The organism is Acinetobacter sp. CIP 64.7, from assembly GCF_000369745.1.
Classification (GTDB): Bacteria; Pseudomonadota; Gammaproteobacteria; order Pseudomonadales; family Moraxellaceae; genus Acinetobacter; species Acinetobacter fasciculus.
On sequence record NZ_KB850179.1, the window covers coordinates 478,991 to 501,587 of the forward strand.

The following is a 22,597-nucleotide window of genomic DNA, read 5'->3' on the forward strand; positions in this document are numbered from 1 at the left end:
CAATGAAATTCTACGTAAAGCAGCCGCTTTTTTCGCCCAGGCGGAGCTCGACCGCCCACACAAATAATGGTGGATTTCATCCATAACAATAAAGACTTATATGGTGTTGATGCGATTTGTAGGATTTTACCGATCGCAGCTTCAACCTATTACCGGACTCTAGATCTCTGCGAAAATCCAGAACATCGAGCAAAGCGAGATTTACATGATGAGCATCATGCTGAACAAATTAAACGAATTTGGAAGGAAAGTTCAGGTCGATATGGTGTACGTAAAGTCTGGCAAAAACTGAAACGTGAAGGCTATATTATTGCACGCTGTACTGTTGCTCGATTGATGAAAAAGCTAGGTATACAAGGTGTTTGGCGAGGTAAGAACAAACAAACCACCCGTAGCCGAGATGACCAAAAACGAGCAGATGATTTAGTGAAACGTAATTTTAGTGCTGATCGACCTGACCAATTATGGGTCAGTGACTTTACGTATATTCAAACTCATTCAGGCTGGGTCTATACCGCCTTTATTATTGATGTGTTCTCACGAGCAATTGTTGGATGGAAAGTATCTACACGGATGAATACAGATATGGTACTCGATGCACTTGAGCAAGCATTGCACGATCGAGGCATGCCAAAGAATGTGATTCATCATTCCGATAGAGGTGTTCAATATCTTTCTATTCGCTATACCAATCGTTTAGAAGCTGCAAATTTACGAGCATCAGTCGGTACAACTGGTGATTCATACGATAATGCTTTGGCTGAAACGGTGAATGGCTTATACAAAACAGAGGTGATTGAATATTTAAAAGCAGATTGGCAAGGTTTAGCAGATGTACAACTTGCGACACTAAACTGGGTAGATTGGTTCAATAAAAAGCGTGTACACAGTGCACTGGGTTATGTATCGCCTTTTGAGTTTGAAGCAATGTACTATGATAAGATTAACCCGTTAGGTCAGGTGGCCTAACTTAAATAAAAAAGTCTCCGACAAACCCGGTACGGTTCAAACTCTGTGCTGAGTTAAATTAAAGTAAGAACATAAATCGGCTTCTATATTGAGCACACGATAAAGAATGGAAACATTTTTAGAAAGGAGTTGGATGGACTTTAAATCTGAAGATCGATAATTACACAGACATTATCATTATTTTATGGCTAAAGTATGTCCAAAGAATTTTCAGATCATAGGCTAAAAAATTAAAACTAACTCTAGCTTTATAGCAAGGAGAAAATCAATGCCTAACTTTATAAAACCTATATGCTCGGGTCTAGTCTTCCTCCCTCTAATGGCAATAAGTATTTGTAGTGCTGCATATGCTAACACTTCCCCTATAGTATCTAACTCTCCAAAAGATAATATTCATCCCAATATAGATCATCATTTAAGTGAAAGTCTTTATCCTGATGAAGCAAACATAACTGAAAAAATCGCAGATATAATTGAGATATCGATTCGGAAAGAATATTCCACAGGTATCGCGCTACGTGATGCCCATCCCAAAGCACATGGTTGTGTACGTGCAGAATTCAAAGTAGATGAAGTTCTTCCTAAAAACTTGGTTCAAGGTGTTTTTATTCCGGGAAAAACATATCAAGCCTGGATTCGTTTCTCTAATGGTTCTAAAGATGCCCAACAAGCAGATATTAAAAAAGATGCCCGTGGCATGGCGATAAAACTTCTGGCTGTACCGGGAGAAAAGCTTTTAGATGATGAAACCTCTACTCAAGATTTCATTATGATCAATCATCCTGTCTTTTTTGTGAATGATCCAGTCCGATATATGTCATTTATGCAAGATATAAATAGCGATAGATTTTTTAATAAACTGCATATTCCTTTTGCATTAGGAGCTAAAGGAACCTGGATTGCCTTAAATACGAGAAATAAAATTTCTAATCCTTTGCAAACTAGATATTGGTCTATGGTGCCCTATCAATTAGGAATAGGCACTGATCGTCAAGCTGTAAAGTATTCAGCTCAAGCATGTTCGACAGTGATAGATCCTCTTCCACATGCTCCCCATCATAATTTTCTAAGAGAAAACCTGCGCAAACATTTGCAAAAAAGTGAAGCATGTATGGAGTTTCTGGTACAGCCTAGAACATCAAACAGCATGTCGGTCGAAGATTCCATGACTGAATGGCAAGAAAGCCAAGCACCTTTTTACAAGGTAGCCACTATCCGTATTCCCCAACAAGTTTTTGATACGCCTGAACAAAACAAGTTTTGTGAAAACCTCTCTTTTACACCATGGCATACACTACCAGAGCACAAACCTCTGGGAGTAATAAACCGAATGCGAAAGGTGATTTATGATCGTATTAGTCAGCTTAGACATGATATGAATTCTACTCACAGATCAGAACCACATTAAAATATAAGTGCTTATATGAAGTTATTAGCTAAACTAAAATAACCTGTTGTACTGCTCATTCGCCTTAACTTAAAAGCTTTAGTTTACAAACTCTGTGCAGAGTTAATTTAGAAACATAAATAAAGCTGCTACATTAAAAATGACATTATAAAAAGGAAAATGGTTTCAGCGATGAAAATTAAATCTCCTATTATTAAATTAATCATGAGCTGTTTATGTTCAGGTTCAACATATGCAATAGCCTCTCCTCCACTTCCCGATAACAGCAAAATCCAAGCATCTCATATTTCGGAAAAAATACCGGGTACAATATTATCTATACAAGAACAAAATACTGATCTGTTTACGAATGCCTCACAACGTTTCTTAATTAATTATCGCAGTCGTGGCACAAAATCCGAACCCATTGTCACTTCAGGCTATATCTTGTTACCTAAAGGCAAATTCCCTAAAGATGGCTGGCCTGTTCTGGCTTGGGCGCATGGTACAACTGGCGTTGCTGATACATGTGCACCCTCTGGGGATTATGTGGGCGGGAGTCCATGTCTATCAGCAAATCGCTGCTAAAGCATTGAATGCCTGGCTCGCTCGCGGCTATGCAGTCGTTGCACCTGATTATCAAGGTTTAGGCACTCCGGGCGGTCATCCTTATATGAATGCGCGAAGTCAGTTGCATACTGTCGTTGATGCTGTACGAGCGATCCACCATTTAAAGCCTTATAGCTTTAGTAAAAATTGGTATGTTATGGGTCATAGTCAAGGAGGTGCAGCATCTATTAAAGTTGCAGCATCCGGTCAAAAAGATGCGCCTGAATTTAATCTTCGTGGGGCAATTGCACTGGCACCAGGCAGTTATCAATATGAAGGAATCGCTGAATATGTTGCCAGCAATTCGCAAATCACGACTAATGTCGCCGCATTTTTTCCAATTGTGCTTTTAGGAGCAGAGGCTGCAGATCCGCTGCTTGCTCCAGCAAATTTAGTGAGCCCAGAAATGGGAGAAATTCTTAATCATGCACGCAGTCGCTGTTTGTCAGAATTACAATCTGACCTAAAACAAGCACCTAAGACTGTCTTTAATTCAAATGTAAATCTGGCACCTTTGACCAATTATTTAAAAGAACAGTCTATTGAGAATATGAAACCGACTGTGCCAGTTCTGCTGGTACAAGGTGAGAAAGATCAACTGGTCGATTATCGTGGTACTTATGCTTACTACCAGCAGGTATGTACAAAGCAAAAATCTATCGTCTTCCATCTCGTCAAAAATGGAGATCATCGTGATTCCTTAAGACAGAGTGAATTTCTGATTGGAAACTTTATCCATTCAGTTGAACAAGGAAAAGCTTTGAGCACCTGCGCTACAAAATAACCCGGCGAGCTTTTGCATTTAATCATTAAAGACTCAAATATTTTAATCTTCATATTTATAGAATAGTCCTTTAAATAAGCACTATTCTATAAAGAGGATAAACTGATATTAATCCGTATTCTTACTTTCTGTTAAAACTATACTTACGATTTCGAATTGTTTTGAGCCCATCATTTTTATACTTTAATTCTTTAGCAAACAATAATTAGAATGAAAGAGGTTATTTATGTGCTCGAACTATGAATTCCCCTCAAAAAAACGTCTTTCCTTATTAGATATTCATGAAGATCAACTCGAACTGGAAATAAAAAGGCATGTTTATCCTTTAGCGCCTGCTCCAATCATTATGCGCGGTGCTGACGAATTTGAGCTGGATATTGCACGTTTCGGACTGATTCCAGCCTGGGCGAAAGAATTGAAATATGGCCGGCATACCTATAATGCACGGACTGAAACAGTGGCATCCAAACCGAATTTTCGACATGCCTGGAAAAACAACCAGTTTGCTTTAGTACCGGTCGATACCTTCTATGAGCCTAAATATATAGACGGCAAACCGCACTGGTTTGGTATTTCACGTGAAGATGGCAATCCTTTTACCGTGGCGGCGATTTATGATGACGCACACATTGATGGTGAGAAAATCAGATCATTTTCGATGCTAACCATAAATTCAGATCAACATCCCTTTATGAAACAGTTTCATGATCCGAATGACGAAAAATGCTCGATCATTGTGATTCCGGAAAAATCACGACATGACTGGTTGCACTGCGATCATGAACAAGCCCATGAATTTTTCTTTGAAATGAAAGATGAATTTATTGCAAAGCCTAGAGATCAACGCTTATTGGGAAATTAAAAAGCCCTAAACCAAGTTAGGGCTTCGTCCATGTGAAAAAGCTATTTTTGCTCTCTCAATGGATTTTCCGGTTCTGCATTGGGTTTTTTCTCTGGTTTGACATGCTTATAAGATGCCTGATTCCCTTTATCATCATTTGATTCTTTATGCGGATTTGATTCTTGCTCTGGCTTATTTGTCATATGCATCTCCTTCATACTTCATATCTGTATTAAGAAATAAATATGACATCTGCTGCTAAACATCAATGTTATTTATGTTGCACATTCAGTTTTTTTAAAAGACAAACTTTCCTTCAAGTGCTCTTTTACATTTCACAATTCCTGAAGTCCATCTGAGCAAATAAGCTGTTCAGCCTGATCGTAGATGGTACAGCAAAGAATATGAATTCGCGTGCGAGCCGATATCGAATACATGAAATTTTCTAACCTGATCCACTGCCGGAAAAGTCTTTTCATCTCAGCAAAACCTTTAGGATGATTGGCCTTAATTATTCCATACCAACCATCTAATGCTGTTTCAGCCTATGACCACTTTTGAGTTTCTCCAAGAGTTCGAGCGTAGATGCTCACCTACATATATTTTATAGTATTTTGCTATTTCAGTTCTAAGCAGCTAAGAATCTATTAAAATATAATCCTATTGAAATGATTCTCTTATAAAGTATTCCTTGTGAGAAATTATGTTTAGATCCAAAAATTTTATCAGTAAAGAAAAACCCCGCCAACTGATGATTGAACGGGGATTGATCTCCATTAATATGTCTGATGATTTGGCACATTATTCAATATTTTTCAAGCAATCACGACACTGTTTGACCTCATCATGGTCACACGTGTAGGTAATTTCAGTCGCACCATGAAGACCAAATAAACAAAATATAAATTGCATCATGTTTTTCTCCTGAGTGTAAAAAGCTCGATCCAACATCAAGCTTTATTGCTTTAAATATAGAATGACTCAATACAAAATGATTGGATCAGCGATCTAGAACAACTTCAGTACTCAGCTCTGTTTAGCCTTTAAGTAAAATTGAAGCTTTTGGGGCTAAGTTCGTACAGGCTCTTCAACTTGAGTCGTCTGATCCTTTTTACAATGATCACTTTTACAATGCTTGCTGCTCATCATCTGACACATTTTCTCTTTGCAAGATTTAAAACAACAGCCGACCATCACGCCCATGCCAAATGCGCATATACATCTCATCATAGCTTTGTCCTGTCTTTTCGTGAAAAGAGATATATAAATAACATCTATTCATGTATCTCTCCTGAGGGAATTTTCAGGCTTTATGTTGTGTATGAAAACTTATGTGAAAGAGAGTGAGCAAAAAATACAATCAGCAAAGAAAAAACCAGATTTAAGACGGAAAAGAAAAAGCCTGTTTAACTCTCCTAAATTAAACAGGCCTTATAATGTGCTGATTTTTAATTATTTTCATTAAGTTCTTAGAATGACGCCAAGATATCACTAGCCATGCAGCCAATCTGTGTAGGATATATAGATGCAATGTTTCAAAATATGAAAAAACCATTACTTTTGTTAATTAAATGACTGTAATTTATCCAAAAATCTTTTTAATGAGCAAATAAGACGATTAAATAACCAAAACCCAAGAAGAATTGCTAAACCTATAAGTGAGAATGGGTTAATTTAGATTTTTAGAAGAAAATTCCTTATTTCAGTCAATATCGGATGTTATGAATGTTCAATGTCTCATAAAGTTTATAGATCCCTGCTTTCTTTTTAGTCATTTCTCTCTATAATTTTTCATATGAGCATTAACAATATTTTGGCAGCATGAAAAATCGCATACTAATTACTTTATTGATGAGTCTGGCAATAAGCGGCTGCCAAAAACAGCAAGCAGAGAATTCAGCCGAGGCTGCTGCAAATATTAAAGCGCAGTTTGAACAGTCAGATAATCAACTCAGTGCTTATCTGGACAAACTCGACTCTTCAACAATTAGTTTGGAAGAAAGAACACGCATCCTGTGTGAACAATATCCTAAAGAATATAAAAATAACTACATGCCTGCTCTGCTAAAACTTGCTCCCAAGGAATATACAGAAAAAGAGTTGCTCACCGACCTAGACAATGCCTTGAATTTCTACAAGCTAAAAGCCAATATTCAGTGTTCATAAATACTTAGTCTAATCATGCAATGAAATATAAAAAAACCGCCTGATTCAGGCGGTTTTTTTATGAAGAGCGTATATCTTAAACAGAATTAACGCTGTGGTTTTCACTGATCTTGTTGATTGCGTGAACGTTGTTGCTGTTGGTTACTGTTTTGCTGTGGCTGTTGTTGCTGTTGGCCTTGCTGGTTTTGTTGCTGCTGGTCGCGCTGTTGCTGGTTGTTTTGACCACCCTGCGGCTGTTGTTGTTGCTGGTTATTTTGTTGCTGATTTGGGTTTTGCTGGTTGTTTTGTTGACTCTGCTGATCTTGATTGCGTTGCTGATTTTGCTGTTGCTGTTGTTGCTGCTGTTTCTGTTGGTCTTGCTGTTGATTATTAGCCATGGTGGTATTCCTTACTATTTGCTTTAAATTAAAAGCCGATAGGTTTCGACTTAATATCTACTCTACGCATTTTTTAGATTTCGCCAACCTTTAACCTGTTACAGATTAATTCAATGTAATAAATAGTAAGCTAAGTACTTGAAGTGGAGATTAATGCGCAACATAAATTACCTGATATAATGCAATAGAAACATAATGAAAGATTTTATAGGTCAAAAATTTATTATCCAATAAAAGGAATAACTTAAGTCCTATTTCATATATATAAAAATTTTTAATAAAATTTAAAAAGTGTTATTAAATAGAACCACTTAATAACTATACTATTGATATTTATAAATATATAAAAATAAATCTAAATCTTCTATATTTTTAAAAAATTAAATAAAATATTAAAAATCCAATTCTTTTTGAATATTCTTAATTGTGATGAAATACGATACTTAACATGACCTCACCAATAACACTTAAGCTGTTTCGAATTTATCTTGACTTTAATTCAAATATTTTTACTTATTATTTTGGTATAAACTTAGATCAAATCATTGTTTGTAATTATATTTATTAATCTATTTATAATAAATAAGCCCCTTTAAAAGAGGCTTATTCTATTCAGTTTTTATTAGATATTGACCACTTTGACGATAATTGTTTGAGTATCTTCCTGCTCTTCGGCCAGATGCAAACGTTTAAGCTCTTTGCTTTTTACTTTGAACTGCAAGTTCTGATAAGAAATTGTGCTTGGTATCTGATCAAAATATTGACCATCAGCGTCAATTTCTTCCTGAAATAATGGTGTACCCAATTGATAGTCAAGACTTTTTAAGACTACATATTTTACTGTGGTTTTCATTCCAACACCCTACTTTCACTAAGCACTTTATTTTTATTTTTACCACTGTTCCGCCTGAGAAGAAACCTCTATTTTTGAAAATAGCCCAAGCTTTAACCATTCAGATTTTGCGATCAGATCAACATGAAATTACACTAATCTATGAAAAAAATTTTAACTTTCATAAAAATATAAATATACTTGGAGTTGATCGACAGAAAAAATCTGTCTAAATTGATCTAAAATCACTCCCACAAAGAAAAGAAAATATAGAGACTATGATAAAAACCTGTTGCGGCTTACTCGAAGAGAAAAACATAAAAATTGCCTTTATCGAAAGCGCAAGTTCTGGATATCTCAGTAGCCAGTTCTCCATTTGTAAAGGAGAAGGTGCCGAAATTCTGATTGGTGGTTTGATCTGCTACGATGTAAGTGTCAAGACTTCTGTATTGGGCATTTCCAAGAATCTGATCAATAGTCATACCGCGGAATCTATGCCGGTAACGGTTGCTCTGGCGGAAGCAGGTAAAAAAATGTTCCGTGATGCTGACTGGATTATCGCCTGTACAGGATTGCTTAAACCAGGTGGTAGCGCGACACCAGAGAAACCGGAAGGAACATTTTTTGTGGCCATTAATGATGGCACGCAAATCCATCAGTTCCAGTATTATCTCAAAGGCTCGCCACTTGAACGCCTCAACAAACTGTCAGCTGTGGTTGCACATGACATGATCAATCTGTTGAATAACAGCTAAGCTTTCAAAGTTACTGTGTAGCTTGAATAAGCTTCATTATTTCTACCGTATTTTAAGATAGATTGGCATGATCAAATGCCAATCTATTTTTTTGAGGGTGGAATGACCATGAATATTAAAACCGCACTGCTTCTGCTCCCTCTGAGCTTGCCCACTCTGACTTTCGCTACCGTAGGCGGCCCACAAAATATTGAAGTTCTAGGCTATGAAGTCAAAGAACAGAAGCTTTATATCATGCGTCACTATCTTGATGGTCGTGGACGCTTGCCTCAACTGTATTATTATAATTTTAAATCCCAAAAACCAAATCAATTGATTCAGGTCAGTTCCTTATATATCAATCCTAAAACCAAGCGCATCGATTATGATCAAGACAGTCGCAAGTTTGATCAGGACATTGCCAAAATCAAAAAACGTTTAGTTCCATTAAATCCGATTCAAAAATCAAAGCCACAGCTTAAGGTTTTAAAGACAACAAAAGGTAGCGCACCTGCCTGGCATGACCCTCAGGAAAAAGTGCCAAAATGGACCTATCAATATCAAGTGAAATCTGGCTCACAAAAAAGTCCGGTTCAGCAAGCAGTCAGTTATCAGCAAGGCTTGAAAATTAGCCAGGCCTATAAAGTCCCGCGACACAATAAGACCCTAGTAGTAGTAAAGTATCTGGGTATTCCTTTTGAAACAGGTTATAGCATTGAAGATCCGGCACTGTTAAGCCGATAACAGAATTCACTAAAAAAATAAGGTCTCAATTGAGACCTTATTTTTATTCTAGGACATTTACGGATTAAGCCGCTGTAGAACGCTCAGCGATTGGCACTACTTTACGTAGTTCTGGTCCGGTATAGTCTGCGCTTGGACGGATAATACGGTTGTCAGCACGCTGTTCCATCACATGCGCTGCCCAGCCTGTCACACGTGACATAACAAAGATCGGGGTAAACAACTTGGTTGGAATGCCCATAAAGTGATAAGCAGACGCATGGAAGAAATCGGCATTACAGAATAATTTCTTCTCGCGCCACATGACTTCTTCGCAGCGCACTGACACTGGATAAAGTACGGTATCACCGACATCTTTGGCTAAACGCTCCGACCAGACTTTAATAATGCCATTACGCGGATCATTGTCCTTATAGATCGCATGACCGAAGCCCATGATTTTTTCTTTACGTTCCAGCATGCCCAGCATTTCACGCTCAGCTTCCTCAGGCGACTTCCAGTTTTCGATCATATCCATTGCAGCTTCATTGGCGCCACCATGTAGAGGGCCACGCAAGGAACCGATTGCACCGGTAATACAGGAATGCATATCTGACAGCGTTGATGCACACACACGAGCGGTAAAGGTTGAAGCATTGAATTCATGCTCTGCATACAGAATCAACGATACATTCATGGCCTGTTCATGTAATTTATTTGGCTTTTCGCCATGCAGTAAATGCAGGAACTGTGCACCAATCGAATCATCGTCAGTATTTTCTTCAATACGTACGCCGTCATGACTATAACGATACCAGTAACAAATGATTGCCGGCAAAGTTGCCAAAATACGGTCTGCGATATCCTGTTGCTGCTCAAAAGATTGCTCAGTTTCAAGATTGCCCAGCATGGAAACGCCAGTACGCATCACATCCATTGGATGTGAGTCGGCAGGAATACGCTCAAGGACTTCTTTTAATGCCTGAGGTAAAGTGCGTAAGGATTTCAGTTTGGCTTTGTAGGCTGCCAATTGCTCTGATGTCGGCAATTCTCCGAAGAAAATCAGGTAAGTGACTTCTTCAAACTGGCAATGTTCAGCCAGATCCTGTACGTCATAACCGCGATAGGTCAGGCCTGCGCCACTTTTGCCTACTGTTGAAAGTGAGGTTTTACCTGCCACTTGTCCGCGCAATCCTGCGCCAGTGAGTACTTTTCCTTCAGCCATTTTTTTAATTCTCCTGTTTAAACAGTTTATCTAATGTGTCTTCGAAGCTGTGATAATCTAAAAATTCGTAGAGTTCTTTTCGTTGTTGCATAATATCCAGCACATTTACCTGAGTACCATGTTCGCGTACTGAACGCATCACTTCAAGTGCGGCTTTTTGCATTGCACGTGTCGCTGATAACGGATACAGCACCATGCCAATGCCCTGCTCCGCCAGTTCATCAACCGTATAATACGGTGTATCACCAAATTCGGTAATATTTGCCAAGACTGGCACACCGACCGCATCACACACTGTACGGTACATGGTGATATCGGTCATCGCCTCAGCAAAGATCGCATCTGCACCCGCTTCAACACAGGCAGAAGCACGATCAATCACGGCTTGCAAGCCTTCTTTTTGTAGCGCATCGGTACGCGCCATCACCACGAAGTTTGAATCGGTTTTCGCATCTACAGCCGCTTTGATACGATCGACCATTTCCTGCTGCGATACGATTTCTTTATTTGGACGATGACCACAACGCTTCTGTGCCACCTGATCTTCAATATGAACCGCAGCGGCTCCTGCTGCAATCATCTGCTTAATCGTGCGGGCAATATTTAATGCACCGCCCCAACCGGTATCGATATCAACCAGTAAAGGTGTATCCACACGTTCAGTGATTCGGCGTACATCTTCAAGAACATTATCCAGGCTGGTCATGCCCAGATCAGGCAAACCATAAGAATAATTCGCGACACCCGCACCTGATAAATAAATGGCTTTATAACCGACCTGTTTGGCCATCATGGCAGCATAGGCATTTACCGTGCCCATAATTTGCAATGGTTTCTCGACTTCAAGCGCTTGTCTAAATCTTAAACCTGCAGACATTTGTTCTGTCATCTTCCTTTTCCACAGTCTTGGCTATAATTATTGAAATTCGAGTATACTCATTTGGCTTGCTCATTCCATAACCCGATAGAACAAATACTCTAAAACTTTAGTCAAATTTTTAAGTTTTGCTTTACCTAATCAGCAAATAGCGCACTTATCCGGCGCAATTATGAAATATGTGCATATATTTGCTATGATGGCGTTTCAATCTCTATTGACATGTTGATGTATTATCTCCTATGCAAGACCTCGCCCTAGAACCGCTCGCCAAAGATCTGCCACAGACCAAACGTGGTCATGAGCGTTGTATTGCGCTGCTGATCAGTGCAACCGAGCTGTTTCTGGAACGGGGTTATGATGCTGTGTCTCTGGATGATATCGTCCAGCATGCCGGAGGCTCCAAAGCTTCGATCTATAAATACTTTGGCAATAAAGAAGGCTTGTTTAAAGCCATTTGCGATTATCGTCGTATCAAGTTTTTTGAAGATATCAGTATTCCGATCGAACTGATGGCACTGGATTTTCGTAGTTATTTAGTACACACGTTGCTCAATTTTTATCACCAGATTATGCAACCTGAAAACTCGGCCTTTATGCGTCTGGTGCTGGAACAAAGTCAGCGCAATCCGGAACTTGCTCAACATATTCATGAGCGAGGCCCGGTGCATGTGCAAAGTGCCATTGCCACGGCTTTAGAACAGGCAGATGCGCAAGGTTTACTGCATTGCGAAAATCCGCAATATTCTGCACAGCTGTATTTTGGTATTTTGCGCAATCTGGAATGGCGTATTCTGATGGGAATTCCGGTACAGGAAGATGATCAGGAAATCGACAAATACATCAGTTATTGTGTGGATCGCTTTTTAGACGGTCATCAAAAAGTCTAGTTTTTTTGCATTTTTCATTGCTTATAGTATATTAGCCGATTCCGTATTTTTTCTTAAACTAACCAACAACTGATTGTTGATCGAGTTTTTCGGCAATTATTGTGGAGTAACGAATGGCTCTCCGTCACTTTCTCACCTTACGCGATTTATCAACTTTAGAACTTAACCAGATTTTGCAACGCGCAATTGAGCTTAAGCGCAAACAGCATAACAATGAAGTGTTCCAACCATTTGTTGGTAAAGTGATGGGCATGATTTTTGAGAAATCGAGTACCCGTACGCGTGTTTCGTTTGAAGCTGGCATGAGCCAATTTGGTGGTAGCGCGATTTTCCTGTCTTCACGCGATACCCAGTTAGGTCGTGGTGAACCGATTGAAGATTCTGCACGTGTGATTTCAAGCATGCTGGATATCGTGATGATCCGTACTTTCGGTCATGATATCGTGGAGCGTTTTGCATCTTATTCAAAAGTTCCAGTGATTAATGCGTTGACTGATGACCACCACCCTTGCCAGTTACTTGCTGACATGCAGACCTATGTAGAGCAACGTGGCTCAATCGAAGGTAAAACTGTTGCCTGGATTGGTGATGGCAACAATATGTGTAACTCTTATATTGAAGCTGCACATATGTGGGGCTTTAATCTGAAAATTGCAGCGCCAAAAGGCTATGAGCCACAAGAAAAATTCCTGTCTGAATTTGCCCATTGTGTGGAACTGGTTCCTTCTGCTGAAGATGCAGCGGTGAATGCTGATCTGATCGTGACTGACGTTTGGGCAAGCATGGGCCAGGAAGAAGAACAAAAGATCCGTGAAAAAGCCTTTGCAGATTATCAGGTAAATGAACGTCTGATGGATCTTGCACATCCGGATTGCTTGTTTATGCACTGCTTGCCTGCACATCGTGGTGAAGAGATTTCAGAAAATCTGCTTGACCATAAAAATGCTGTGGTTTGGGATGAAGCGGAAAATCGCTTGCACGCGCAAAAAGCTTTGGTTGAATTCCTGATTAATGAAAATCTGAAAAAAGACTAATTTTTTAAGATGAATCTTCACAAATTAAGCACCAATCTCTGGTGCTTTTTTTGTCTCAGCTCTTATAATCATTGTTGAAATGGAATAAAAAGTGATTTTATACAATGCAAAAAAAATATTGGGCTTTGGCACTCTTGACTGGTTTTAGCAGTGTCGCCTTACCGGTGCATGCTTCTGAATTTGACCAATATCTTCAAGAAAAAAATATTATTGACAGCAAATTTAAAATTCAGAAAAAAGCTGAGCTGAATGAATTGCTCGCAGTGCTCAGTGCAGAGGATTCCAGAACTTTACCATTGCAGATTGATCAAAATACGATTATTGAACAATTACAGTTAAGTGCCAATAAAACCACACTGAAAGGCATGATCATCACGCCCGATTTTAGCCAGTTTGAAAAAGACCTGGGGCGCAAAGAAGTGATGAAAGTCATTCGCAATAATCTGCTCAATAATTGTGAAATTTTCTTTGAGCATCGCTATCAGATTGAGAACCCTTACAAGGTTGAACTCAGCCTGAACTCGCAGACACAAACATATAAAACGGATATTTCCCAGAAAGATTGCAAATTAAAATAATCTAAACACATAAGACATTTATTTCGATTCAGGATTCAAGAATCCTGAAAACAAAAGGTAGCCGTGGCTACCTTTTTTAATAAGGTTTACTGTTATATCTTGCTAACGCACCAAGCCTTGCGGCTGCAAAATAATAATCAACGCGCCCAGTATTACCACCATGCCACCAAGTAGATCCCAACGCGATAGAGTCACTTGATCAACGAAGCGCAACCACATCAGTGCTGAAAAAATATAGATACCGCCATAAGCGGCATAGATCCGTCCTGAAGCAGCTGGATGCAAGGTTAACAGCCAGACAAAAGCCGCCAAAGCCAGAGCTGTCGGAATCCATAACCAGTGGCTTCTCCCCTGATTTAAAATCAGATAGGGAAAATAACAACCTAAAATTTCCATCAATGCCGTGACTAAAAACAGTAAAAATGTCGTGAACAGCTTGGTAACTTGAATATCCATAATTTATCTTTTAAATGATATGAATTTGATAATTTAAAATATGAGTCCATGAAAAAACCCGTGCAAGCACGGGTTTGATCCTTCTTATTAATTAAGCTGGTTCAGCAGTCTGGTCTTCAAAAACTTCAAGTTTTAAGCCAACCGCTTTACCATTTTCTTTTTTCACAGATACTGCAACATTGCCGCCATTTTCAGCCAGCTCACCAAACAGGATCATCTCAGCCAGCGGTTTTTTCAGGTGTTCCTGAATCAAACGTTGCATTGGACGTGCGCCCATTAAACGGTCATAGCCATGTTCTGACATCCATTCACGTGCACTCTGATCCACTTCCAACATGACTTTTTTGTCATCTAGTTGTGCTTGAAGTTCAGTCAGGAATTTATCTACAACATTTTCAATAATGCTGCTTGGTAATGCCTTGAACTGAATCACGCCATCGAGACGGTTACGGAATTCTGGCGAGAAAACTTTCTTCATCGCTTCCTGATTATCGTTACTATTGTCCTGTTCCATAAAACCAATGCTGACACGTGAAATACTTTCAGCACCAATATTGGTGGTGAGTACCAAGACCACGTTACGGAAATCAGATTTACGCCCGTTATTATCAGTCAATGAACCATGATCCATAATCTGCAATAAGAGGTTAAACACATCTGGATGCGCTTTTTCGATCTCGTCTAGCAACAGCACACAATGCGGATTTTTGTGAATCGCATCGGTGAGCAAGCCACCCTGATCAAAACCGACATAGCCCGGAGGTGCACCGATCAAACGTGACACTGCATGACGTTCCATGTATTCCGACATATCAAAACGAACCAGTTCCACACCCATCTGTTTCGCGAGCTGCTTGGTCACTTCGGTTTTACCAACACCTGTAGGACCCGCAAAGACAAAACTACCTACAGGCTTATCTGGAGACTTCAAACCGGCACGTGACAGTTTAATTGCAGAAGCCAAGGCCTCAATCGCTTCATCCTGACCAAAGACCACACGTTTTAAATCACGCTCAAGATTTTCCAGCACACTCTTGTCATCTTTAGAGACAGTTTTCGGAGGAATACGCGCAATTTTAGAAACGATGTCTTCAATATTTTCTACGGTGATTAAACTGTCATCTTGTTCTGCTTTGAGACGGCGCTGAGCACCGGCTTCATCAATGACATCAATCGCCTTATCTGGCAAGAAACGGTCGTTGATAAATTTCGCAGAAAGTTCTACCGCAGACACTAAGGCTTGATCTTCATATTCCACATGATGGAAATCTTCAAACTTCGATTTCAGACCACGTAGGATATCAATAGTTTCAGAAATAGATGGCTCATTCACATCAATTTTCTGGAAACGACGCGATAAAGCATGATCTTTCTCAAAGACCTGACGGTATTCCTGGAATGTGGTTGACCCGATGCAGCGTAAAGAACCATTTGCCAGCGCCGGTTTGATCAGATTCGATGCATCCATGGTACTGCCCATACTCGAGCCTGCACCAATAATCATGTGAATTTCATCAATAAACAGCACTGCTTCAGGTTTCTTTTTCAACGCATTTAAAAGCTGTTTCAAGCGTTTTTCAAAGTCGCCACGGTATTTGGTTCCTGCCACCAAAGCACCAATGTCCAGACTGAAAATTTCAGCATTTTCCAGTGGTTTTGGCGCTTTACCATTGACAATTAACCAAGCCAGCCCTTCAGCAATCGAGGTTTTACCGACACCTGGATCACCGACAAGGAGTGGGTTATTTTTACGACGGCGGCAAAGAATTTGCGCGGCACGCTCGATTTCTTTTTCACGACCAATCAGTGGATCGGTCTTACCTTTTTGTGCTTCAACATTCAGGTTAGTGGTATAAAGTTCAAGTGGACCTGAACTTGCTGAAGATGCTGATTCGCCATCTAGATCTTCGATTTCTTCTTCAGACTGTACATCTTCTTTACGGGTACCATGAGACAGGTACTGAGTCAGGGTCAGACGGTTAATTTGATGACGTTTCAGCAGATAGACTGCAAATGAGTCACGCTCAGAATACATGGCAACCAGAATATCAGCACCTTCTACAGTACGATCGCCGCCGCTTGACTGCACGTGAAAAATCGCGCGTTGCAAGATCCGGTCGAAGCTTTCTGTCGGGTGTGGTGCCTGATCACTATTTTCACCAAGTTTAGGGGTATGTTGTTCTACGTACTCTTCTAATTCCTTACGCAACACGATGATGTCCGCACCACATGCTTTGAGAGCATTCACGGCTGAATCATTGTCGAGCAAGGCTAACAATAAATGTTCTACGGTCAGGAACTCATGTCTCTTTTGACGAGCCATGCTGACAGCCAAACGTAGTGATACTTCTAATTGACGACTGAGCATGTAACCCCCTTAATCTTTAGGCTCTATTTGGCAAAGTAACGGATGACCTTGTGATCGAGCATAATTATTGACTTGGTTCGCTTTGGTCTCCGCAATGTCTCGAGGATAAACCCCAGCTACACCCTTTCCTTCATAATGTACAGTTAGCATTACTTGTGTAGCTTGGTCAAGATTCATTGCAAAGTATTGTTGTAAAATTTCAATTACAAACTCCATCGGCGTATAGTCGTCATTTAATAAAACAACCGCATACAACGGTGGACGTTTCAGTTCTGGCGGTGCAGTCTGTACAGCTAAGTCAGAATCACCGTCTTCAGAGGGTTCATTTGCTAAACGTGGGCTGATATGCCAATCAACGATTCCAGACTCATTAAAAGAATTTTTAATATCACTTAAACACATTTGACGTTTATTGCTTGGCATAAGATTTATATTTCACACTTAATTTGCATTTGCTTCGGTTTTCGGAATTTCTGACAAGGTGGCAGACTGATTTTCGACTGCTTTGCCCTGTTCCCAACTAAAACGACGAATCACAGGCTTGGCACCAGTAAGACGCACTTCAATAAATTCTGGTTTAAAGCCTTTCGGCATGGTCCAGCGGCCAGTGAGTCGCTCATAATTTTCAAAATTAAAGTTTTTATCTTCCAGTGGTACCACCAGAATTTCAGTCCCTTTAATCAGGCGCAGTTCCACACTACCTGAAGCACGACTTTTGCCTGGACTGACCTGAACCAGATCAATCTGGTATTCAAAGGCATTTTCGGGTAATGGTTTAATCGACAGGTTTTGAACCGCCAATGCCAAACCACCACGCTGACGCAAAATTTCGCGATAAATGGTTCCTACACTTTCAGCCTGCACCTGTTCATCACGTGCCTTGGTCATGGCCAGATACAGATCATTGGCGTTGCTGACAGCTAGATCACGCTCCTGAACCGCAGTATTCAGCGTCTTGTTCAGTGTTTCAAGACTGGCTTTCTGAGTCTGTACCACATCGACCAGTTGCTCTGCATCTGCATCATAACCCGCCGCAGTCAAACCCTGACGATGTCCTACGGTATATCCGAGTACGCCACTGCTTAAGATCAATACAGCCGCACCAATGGCCAAGGGCGTATTACCTTTCATGAATGGTTTCTTAGTCCCGGGTTCCTGAGGAAGCGTCGTATTTGACTCGTTATTCGGCATTTTGATCTCTTGTTTGCTTTAATCAAGACACACATTTAAATGCAAATCTAAATGTGTGTGAAGTTCTAATACGTTTTTTATGGTAATAAACCAATATTATTTAAGCCAGCGTCTTCAGCAAAACCAAACATCAGGTTCATGTTTTGTACAGCCTGACCTGCTGCCCCTTTTACCAGATTGTCTTGTGCAACCAGTACAACCAGTTTCGTTGGTTGTGGCTTATACAAGGCAATACGCAACTGATTCGCTCCACGCACTGAACGGGTTTCGGGTGAGCTACCCGCCGGCATAACATCGACAAATGCTTCATTGGCATAGAACTGCTCATATAGCGCTTGTAAATCTGCTGATTGGCCTGCTTCAGTTAAATCGATATAGATGGTCGACAACATACCACGAATCATCGGCACCAAATGCGGTACAAATAAAATATGATCAAACACATTTTTTTGACCTGAAATTTTTTCCAATGCTTCGACAATTTCAGGGTGATGACGATGACCCGCTACACCATAGGCCTTAAAATTATCGGAATTTTCAGAATAAATCATGCCCAGACTGGCTTTACGACCTGCACCTGATACACCAGATTTGGCATCGATAATAATGCTTTCAGGTTTCACCAATGCTTCAGCCGCTTTTAAGACCGGCGCCAGACCCAACTGAACTGTAGTTGGATAACACCCCGGATTCCCGATCACACTGGCCTTTTTAATTTCTTCACGATTTAGCTCAGATAAACCATAAACAGAATCTTTTAACAGTTCTGGACATGCATGTTGCATGCCATACCATTTTTCAAACTGTTCAAGATCTTGTAAACGAAAATCTGCCGCCAAGTCGATCACTTTGGTATTTGCAGCAACCAGCTCTTCGGCATGTTTCATTGCGACACCATGCGGCGTTGCAAAGAACACCACATCGCATGATTTTAATAAACCCAGACTCAAATCAGAAAATTTAAGATTGGTATGCCCGCGCAAGCTTGGGAACATGTCATCTACACGACGACCTGCTTCAGTACGTGATGTCAGTGCTGTTACATTTACATCTGGATGTCGTAGCAAAAGACGCAAAAGTTCAACGCCTGTATAACCCGTACCACCCACAATACCCACTGAAATCACGATGATTACCTCAAATAAATGTTTCCTTTATACAGCCTAGTATGACAGGAAGTTGAGGTTTTCTAAACCATTTCACTGGGGTTTGCTGGTTTTTTAATTGATCAGTAGGATAAGTCCGATTTTGATCATGAAACTTTTAATTTGCTTAGGCTATTTCAATAGAGTTATATGGACTTATTAATTATGGTTTTAGGCACCCCACCAATATGGCAACGGCGTATTTTTCAGCGTTATACGATGCTGCTGGAAATGCTGATCATGCTTAGCAACTTCTGCCCAAAAGCGTGGACTATGATCAAAATGCTTTGTGTGTACCAGTTCATGGACAGCGACATAATGCGTGACCTCTTCAGGAAATAATACTAGCGCACTATTCAGCATAATGTCATGTTTGGCCGAACAACTGCCCCACCGGGTTTTAGGTTGTCGAATACTGCAGTTTTTAAAAGGCAAATGACATTGCTGTGAGACAAGATTTAAATATGAAGGAAGCTGTTCTTTTGCGTAGGCAATCACGAAAGTTTTTAAATATTCTTCAGGATGTCGGTCACTGATGCAAAGCTGTAAATTTTTATGATCAAAAATGAAGTTGCTCTTCTGGCTTTGATAAGAAATTTGTACAGGTTCTTTTAGATTAAATAACCGCAGCTCAATCGGTAACGTCCGGTCAATATTTTCGATTTTTTCTTGCTGGGATTGCCAGGTTTTAATCAGCCAGCTTTCAGATTGTTCAATAAAATGCCGTATCTGTTTTTTGCTGCAAAAAACCGGGGCTGTGAGGCGAATCTGGGTCGCATCGACACGCAAACGTAACCGGGTTGAACGGACATTTCGGGTGATTTGGATTTCGGGTAGATCGGATAAGGTCATTATAGTTTTTTTAATCTCCCTAACCCCCTCTTTTTCAAAGAGGGGCTTTTAAAAGTCTCCCTTCTTGCACTTGTTTTAAAGCAGTGCTTCAAAACTTCGCTCAGGGAGATTTAGAGGGATTTTTTCTAGAAAGTTTAATTAAACCGCTGTACGCTCTTCAATTCCGTTATCAGTCGCGACAATGGCGATATCTGCTTTGTTGATCGCAAAGATACCGTTACATACCACGCCCGGAATATCGTTTAAGGTTTTTTCCAGTTCAAGTGCATTTAGAATATTCAGGTTGTACACATCTAAAATCACATTACCGTTGTCAGTGACCACACCTTCACGGTACGCAGGATCGCCACCTAAAGATACGATTTTACGCGCGACTGCAGAACGCGCCATTGGAATCACTTCTACAGGAAGCGGGAACTCACGCCCTAATTGTCCAACCCATTTAGAATCATCCACGATACACACAAATTTTTTCGCAATAGAGGCAACAATCTTTTCACGTGTCAGCGCTGCACCGCCACCTTTGATCATATGCATATGACGATCAATTTCATCTGCACCATCAACATAAGCATCCAGACCACTGACAGAGTTCATATCTACCACTTCAATGCCGAGTTTTTTCAAGCGTTGTGCAGTTGCTTCTGAACTGGCTACCGCAGCTTCCAATTGCAGCTCAGGCAATAAGTCAATTAAAAAGTTTACAGTACTGCCTGTACCTACGCCTAAAATGCCCCCTTTTGGCAAGTGTTTTAAAGCGGCTTTGGCTGCTGCTTGTTTTTTCTCATCTTGGGTTGCATATAGACTCATGGCTTCACTCAACTATTTTGGACTTTTGCAGCTTTTTTAAACCGCAAAGCCGTGTGGTTTGTTACAATAAGCCCCTATTTTAAACTGTTAGATGGAAAATTAACATGCTGTCTCGTTTGGTTCGACAAATTTTACAAGCAACGGTCTACGATGTTGCAATCGAAACTCCACTCGAAGCAGCGCCACGAATTAGCGAACGACTCAATAATAATATCCGCTTTAAACGTGAAGATTTACAACCGGTTTTTTCATTCAAGCTACGCGGTGCCTATAACCGTATTAGTCAATTACCGAAATCACAAATGGAACGTGGCGTTATTACTGCTTCAGCGGGTAACCATGCACAGGGCGTGGCACTCTCAGGGAAAAAGCTGGGTATTCGCGCGATTATTGTGATGCCTAAAACCACACCTGATATCAAGGTACAGGCGGTTAAGCGTCTTGGTGGCGAAGTGGTTTTGCATGGTGATTCATTTGATGTCGCCAACAAGTATGCGATTCAACGTGCCCAGGAAGATGGCATGACCTTCATTCCGCCTTATGATGATGAACTGGTGATTGCTGGCCAAGGTACGATTGCTAATGAAATCCTGCGTCAATGGCGCGATGTGGATTACGTGTTTGTCGCAGTTGGCGGTGGTGGCCTGATCGCAGGTGTTGCAGCGTATTTAGGTGATGTCGCACCCCACGTTAAAGTCATTCCAGTGGAATACGACGAATCTGCCTGTTTAAAAGCTGCTTTAGAAGCAAATGAACGTGTGATTCTCCCATCTGTGGGCTTGTTTGCTGATGGTACAGCGGTAGCCCAAATTGGTGAAAAACCATTTGATGTGATTCGTCTGCAAAAATCGGACAATTCTGGCCCAATCGTGGAACCGAATGTGGTGCTGGTGAATACGGATGAAGTCTGTGCAGCGATTAAAGACACTTATGACGAATGCCGTAGCATTGTAGAACCATCTGGTGCAATGGCTCTGGCAGGTATTAAAAAATACGTGGCTGAACATGGCATCGAAGGGAAGAACATGGTGTCGATTGTCTGCGGCGCCAACATGAACTTCGACCGTTTACGTTATATCGCTGAACGTACCGAACTGGGTGAACGCAAAGAAGCGATTTTTGCCGTGACCATTCCGGAACAGAAAGGTTCATTCCTGAGTTTCTGCCGTGCATTACAAGGCCGTAATATTACTGAATTTAACTACCGTGCCAGCGATGCTTCTGCTGCGCAAGTCTTTGTCGGCATCAGTCTGAAAAATGGCGAGAAAGAACGTCAGGAAATTTATGAAACCTTAAAGTTCCAGTATGACGTTGACGATCTGTCTGATGACGAAGTGGCCAAACTGCATATCCGTTACCTGATCGGTGGTCATGCCGATATTGAAAATGAGCGCCTGTTCCGCGTGGAATTCCCGGAGCGTCCTGGCGCTTTACTGATGTTCCTGGAACGTCTTGGCCCAACCCATAATATCACCTTGTTCCACTACCGGAACCACGGCGCTGCTGAAGGACGTGTTCTGGTGGGTCTTGAAGCAACCGATGCACAACAGAATCCGGATGGCTTGATCGAAACTCTCGAAACCATTACCTATCCATATCAGGAAATTACCAATAATCTGGGTTATCAACGTTTCTTGAAGTAATTCTTTCAAACATAAACCGCCTTTCGAGGCGGTTTTTTTATGTCCGGCTGAATGAAAATGTATGAAGTATTTATGTAAGGCCAGATAGCTGAAAACTATAAAAATC

The 22,597-nt window shown here is 40.6% G+C and carries 21 protein-coding genes, 3 pseudogenes and 1 other annotated feature; of the genes and pseudogenes, 11 read left to right on the forward strand and 13 right to left on the reverse strand.

Annotated features, from left to right (window positions below; translation table 11 throughout):
- Window positions 1–24: 24 nt before the first annotated feature.
- Window positions 25–141, forward strand: a sequence feature (AL1L pseudoknot).
- The 4 genes and pseudogenes from F890_RS08605 to F890_RS08620 all read left to right on the forward strand — a co-directional run.
- A pseudogene (locus F890_RS08605) lies at window positions 28–969 on the forward strand (IS3 family transposase); the annotation flags it as partial. Its footprint overlaps the feature before it by 114 nt.
- A 268-nt stretch (window positions 970–1,237) precedes the next feature.
- Window positions 1,238–2,377 carry a catalase family protein gene (locus F890_RS08610; protein WP_005266477.1) on the forward strand — a complete coding sequence of 380 codons (1,140 nt, stop codon included), beginning with the start codon at window positions 1,238–1,240 and terminating at the stop codon, window positions 2,375–2,377.
- 159 nt (window positions 2,378–2,536) lie between these two features.
- Window positions 2,537–3,749, forward strand: a pseudogene (locus F890_RS08615) (alpha/beta hydrolase family protein).
- A gap of 226 nt (window positions 3,750–3,975) precedes the next feature.
- Window positions 3,976–4,611, forward strand: coding sequence for an SOS response-associated peptidase (locus F890_RS08620; protein ID WP_005266487.1), 636 nt, complete (start codon window positions 3,976–3,978; stop codon window positions 4,609–4,611).
- Between the two features lie 41 nt (window positions 4,612–4,652).
- Here the strand turns inward: F890_RS08620 and F890_RS18775 are convergent, their stop codons facing one another.
- Together F890_RS18775 and F890_RS19410 are read right to left on the reverse strand one after the other, a co-directional pair.
- Entirely contained in the window at window positions 4,653–4,793 is a 141-nt protein-coding gene (locus tag F890_RS18775; RefSeq protein WP_005107128.1) for a hypothetical protein, read from the reverse strand.
- 211 nt (window positions 4,794–5,004) lie between these two features.
- Window positions 5,005–5,183, reverse strand: a pseudogene (locus F890_RS19410) (type II toxin-antitoxin system HigB family toxin); the annotation flags it as partial.
- Between the two features lie 1,228 nt (window positions 5,184–6,411).
- Between F890_RS19410 and F890_RS08625 the strand changes: the two are divergent.
- Window positions 6,412–6,756, forward strand: a complete 345-nt coding sequence (locus F890_RS08625; RefSeq protein ID WP_005266495.1) for a hypothetical protein — start codon at window positions 6,412–6,414, stop codon at window positions 6,754–6,756.
- 101 nt (window positions 6,757–6,857) lie between these two features.
- Here the strand turns inward: F890_RS08625 and F890_RS08630 are convergent, their stop codons facing one another.
- Both F890_RS08630 and F890_RS08635 read right to left on the reverse strand, forming a co-directional pair.
- Window positions 6,858–7,133: a hypothetical protein gene (locus F890_RS08630; protein ID WP_005266497.1), complete on the reverse strand. Its 276-nt coding sequence runs from the start codon at window positions 7,131–7,133 to the stop codon at window positions 6,858–6,860.
- 622 nt (window positions 7,134–7,755) lie between these two features.
- On the reverse strand, window positions 7,756–7,986 hold the full coding sequence (locus F890_RS08635) for a hypothetical protein (RefSeq protein ID WP_004280185.1): 231 nt from the start codon (window positions 7,984–7,986) through the stop codon (window positions 7,756–7,758).
- Window positions 7,987–8,243: 257 nt separating this feature from the next.
- Here F890_RS08635 and F890_RS08640 point away from each other — a divergent pair, with 257 nt between their 5' ends.
- Both F890_RS08640 and F890_RS08645 read left to right on the forward strand, forming a co-directional pair.
- A complete protein-coding gene (locus F890_RS08640) occupies window positions 8,244–8,720 on the forward strand; it encodes a CinA family protein (RefSeq protein ID WP_004280184.1) in 477 nt (158 codons plus the stop codon).
- 102 nt (window positions 8,721–8,822) lie between these two features.
- Window positions 8,823–9,443 carry a hypothetical protein gene (locus tag F890_RS08645; RefSeq protein WP_005266498.1) on the forward strand — a complete coding sequence of 207 codons (621 nt, stop codon included), beginning with the start codon at window positions 8,823–8,825 and terminating at the stop codon, window positions 9,441–9,443.
- Window positions 9,444–9,507: 64 nt separating this feature from the next.
- On the opposite strand, the gene prpC is transcribed toward F890_RS08645, so the two are convergent.
- Entirely contained in the window at window positions 9,508–10,647 is a 1,140-nt protein-coding gene (prpC, locus tag F890_RS08650) for a bifunctional 2-methylcitrate synthase/citrate synthase (RefSeq protein WP_005266499.1), read from the reverse strand.
- Between the two features lie 4 nt (window positions 10,648–10,651).
- Window positions 10,652–11,536: a methylisocitrate lyase gene (gene prpB, locus F890_RS08655; protein WP_004280180.1), complete on the reverse strand. Its 885-nt coding sequence runs from the start codon at window positions 11,534–11,536 to the stop codon at window positions 10,652–10,654.
- Window positions 11,537–11,766: 230 nt separating this feature from the next.
- Here prpB and F890_RS08660 point away from each other — a divergent pair, with 230 nt between their 5' ends.
- The 3 genes from F890_RS08660 to F890_RS08670 all read left to right on the forward strand — a co-directional run bounded on the left by F890_RS08660 (window position 11,767) and on the right by F890_RS08670 (window position 14,026).
- On the forward strand, window positions 11,767–12,414 hold the full coding sequence (locus F890_RS08660; RefSeq protein WP_004646788.1) for a TetR/AcrR family transcriptional regulator: 648 nt from the start codon (window positions 11,767–11,769) through the stop codon (window positions 12,412–12,414).
- A gap of 113 nt (window positions 12,415–12,527) precedes the next feature.
- On the forward strand, window positions 12,528–13,448 hold the full coding sequence (argF, locus tag F890_RS08665; protein ID WP_004280178.1) for an ornithine carbamoyltransferase: 921 nt from the start codon (window positions 12,528–12,530) through the stop codon (window positions 13,446–13,448).
- Between the two features lie 104 nt (window positions 13,449–13,552).
- On the forward strand, window positions 13,553–14,026 hold the full coding sequence (locus F890_RS08670) for a hypothetical protein (RefSeq protein ID WP_004646787.1): 474 nt from the start codon (window positions 13,553–13,555) through the stop codon (window positions 14,024–14,026).
- Window positions 14,027–14,128: 102 nt separating this feature from the next.
- On the opposite strand, the gene F890_RS08675 is transcribed toward F890_RS08670, so the two are convergent.
- From F890_RS08675 to rpiA, 7 genes are all read right to left on the reverse strand, one after another.
- A complete protein-coding gene (locus F890_RS08675; protein WP_004646786.1) occupies window positions 14,129–14,482 on the reverse strand; it encodes a YnfA family protein in 354 nt (117 codons plus the stop codon).
- A 91-nt stretch (window positions 14,483–14,573) separates the two neighbouring features.
- A complete protein-coding gene (gene clpA, locus F890_RS08680) occupies window positions 14,574–16,850 on the reverse strand; it encodes an ATP-dependent Clp protease ATP-binding subunit ClpA (protein ID WP_004646785.1) in 2,277 nt (758 codons plus the stop codon).
- A 9-nt stretch (window positions 16,851–16,859) separates the two neighbouring features.
- Complete coding sequence (gene clpS / locus F890_RS08685) at window positions 16,860–17,273, reverse strand: ATP-dependent Clp protease adapter ClpS (protein ID WP_004279780.1); 414 nt, start codon at window positions 17,271–17,273, stop codon at window positions 16,860–16,862.
- An 18-nt stretch (window positions 17,274–17,291) separates the two neighbouring features.
- Window positions 17,292–18,041 carry a DUF6776 family protein gene (locus F890_RS08690; RefSeq protein ID WP_004279781.1) on the reverse strand — a complete coding sequence of 250 codons (750 nt, stop codon included), beginning with the start codon at window positions 18,039–18,041 and terminating at the stop codon, window positions 17,292–17,294.
- Window positions 18,042–18,118: 77 nt separating this feature from the next.
- Entirely contained in the window at window positions 18,119–19,174 is a 1,056-nt protein-coding gene (argC, locus tag F890_RS08695) for an N-acetyl-gamma-glutamyl-phosphate reductase (protein ID WP_171057010.1), read from the reverse strand.
- Between the two features lie 183 nt (window positions 19,175–19,357).
- Window positions 19,358–20,038 (reverse strand): M48 family metallopeptidase, encoded by a 681-nt coding sequence (locus F890_RS08700; protein WP_004646782.1) that lies wholly within the window; start codon window positions 20,036–20,038, stop codon window positions 19,358–19,360.
- A gap of 138 nt (window positions 20,039–20,176) precedes the next feature.
- Window positions 20,177–20,848, reverse strand: coding sequence for a ribose-5-phosphate isomerase RpiA (rpiA, locus tag F890_RS08705; protein WP_004279784.1), 672 nt, complete (start codon window positions 20,846–20,848; stop codon window positions 20,177–20,179).
- A 104-nt stretch (window positions 20,849–20,952) separates the two neighbouring features.
- Between rpiA and ilvA the strand changes: the two genes are divergently transcribed.
- Complete coding sequence (ilvA, locus tag F890_RS08710) at window positions 20,953–22,491, forward strand: threonine ammonia-lyase, biosynthetic (RefSeq protein ID WP_004646781.1); 1,539 nt, start codon at window positions 20,953–20,955, stop codon at window positions 22,489–22,491.
- The last annotated feature ends 106 nt before the right edge of the window (window positions 22,492–22,597 follow it).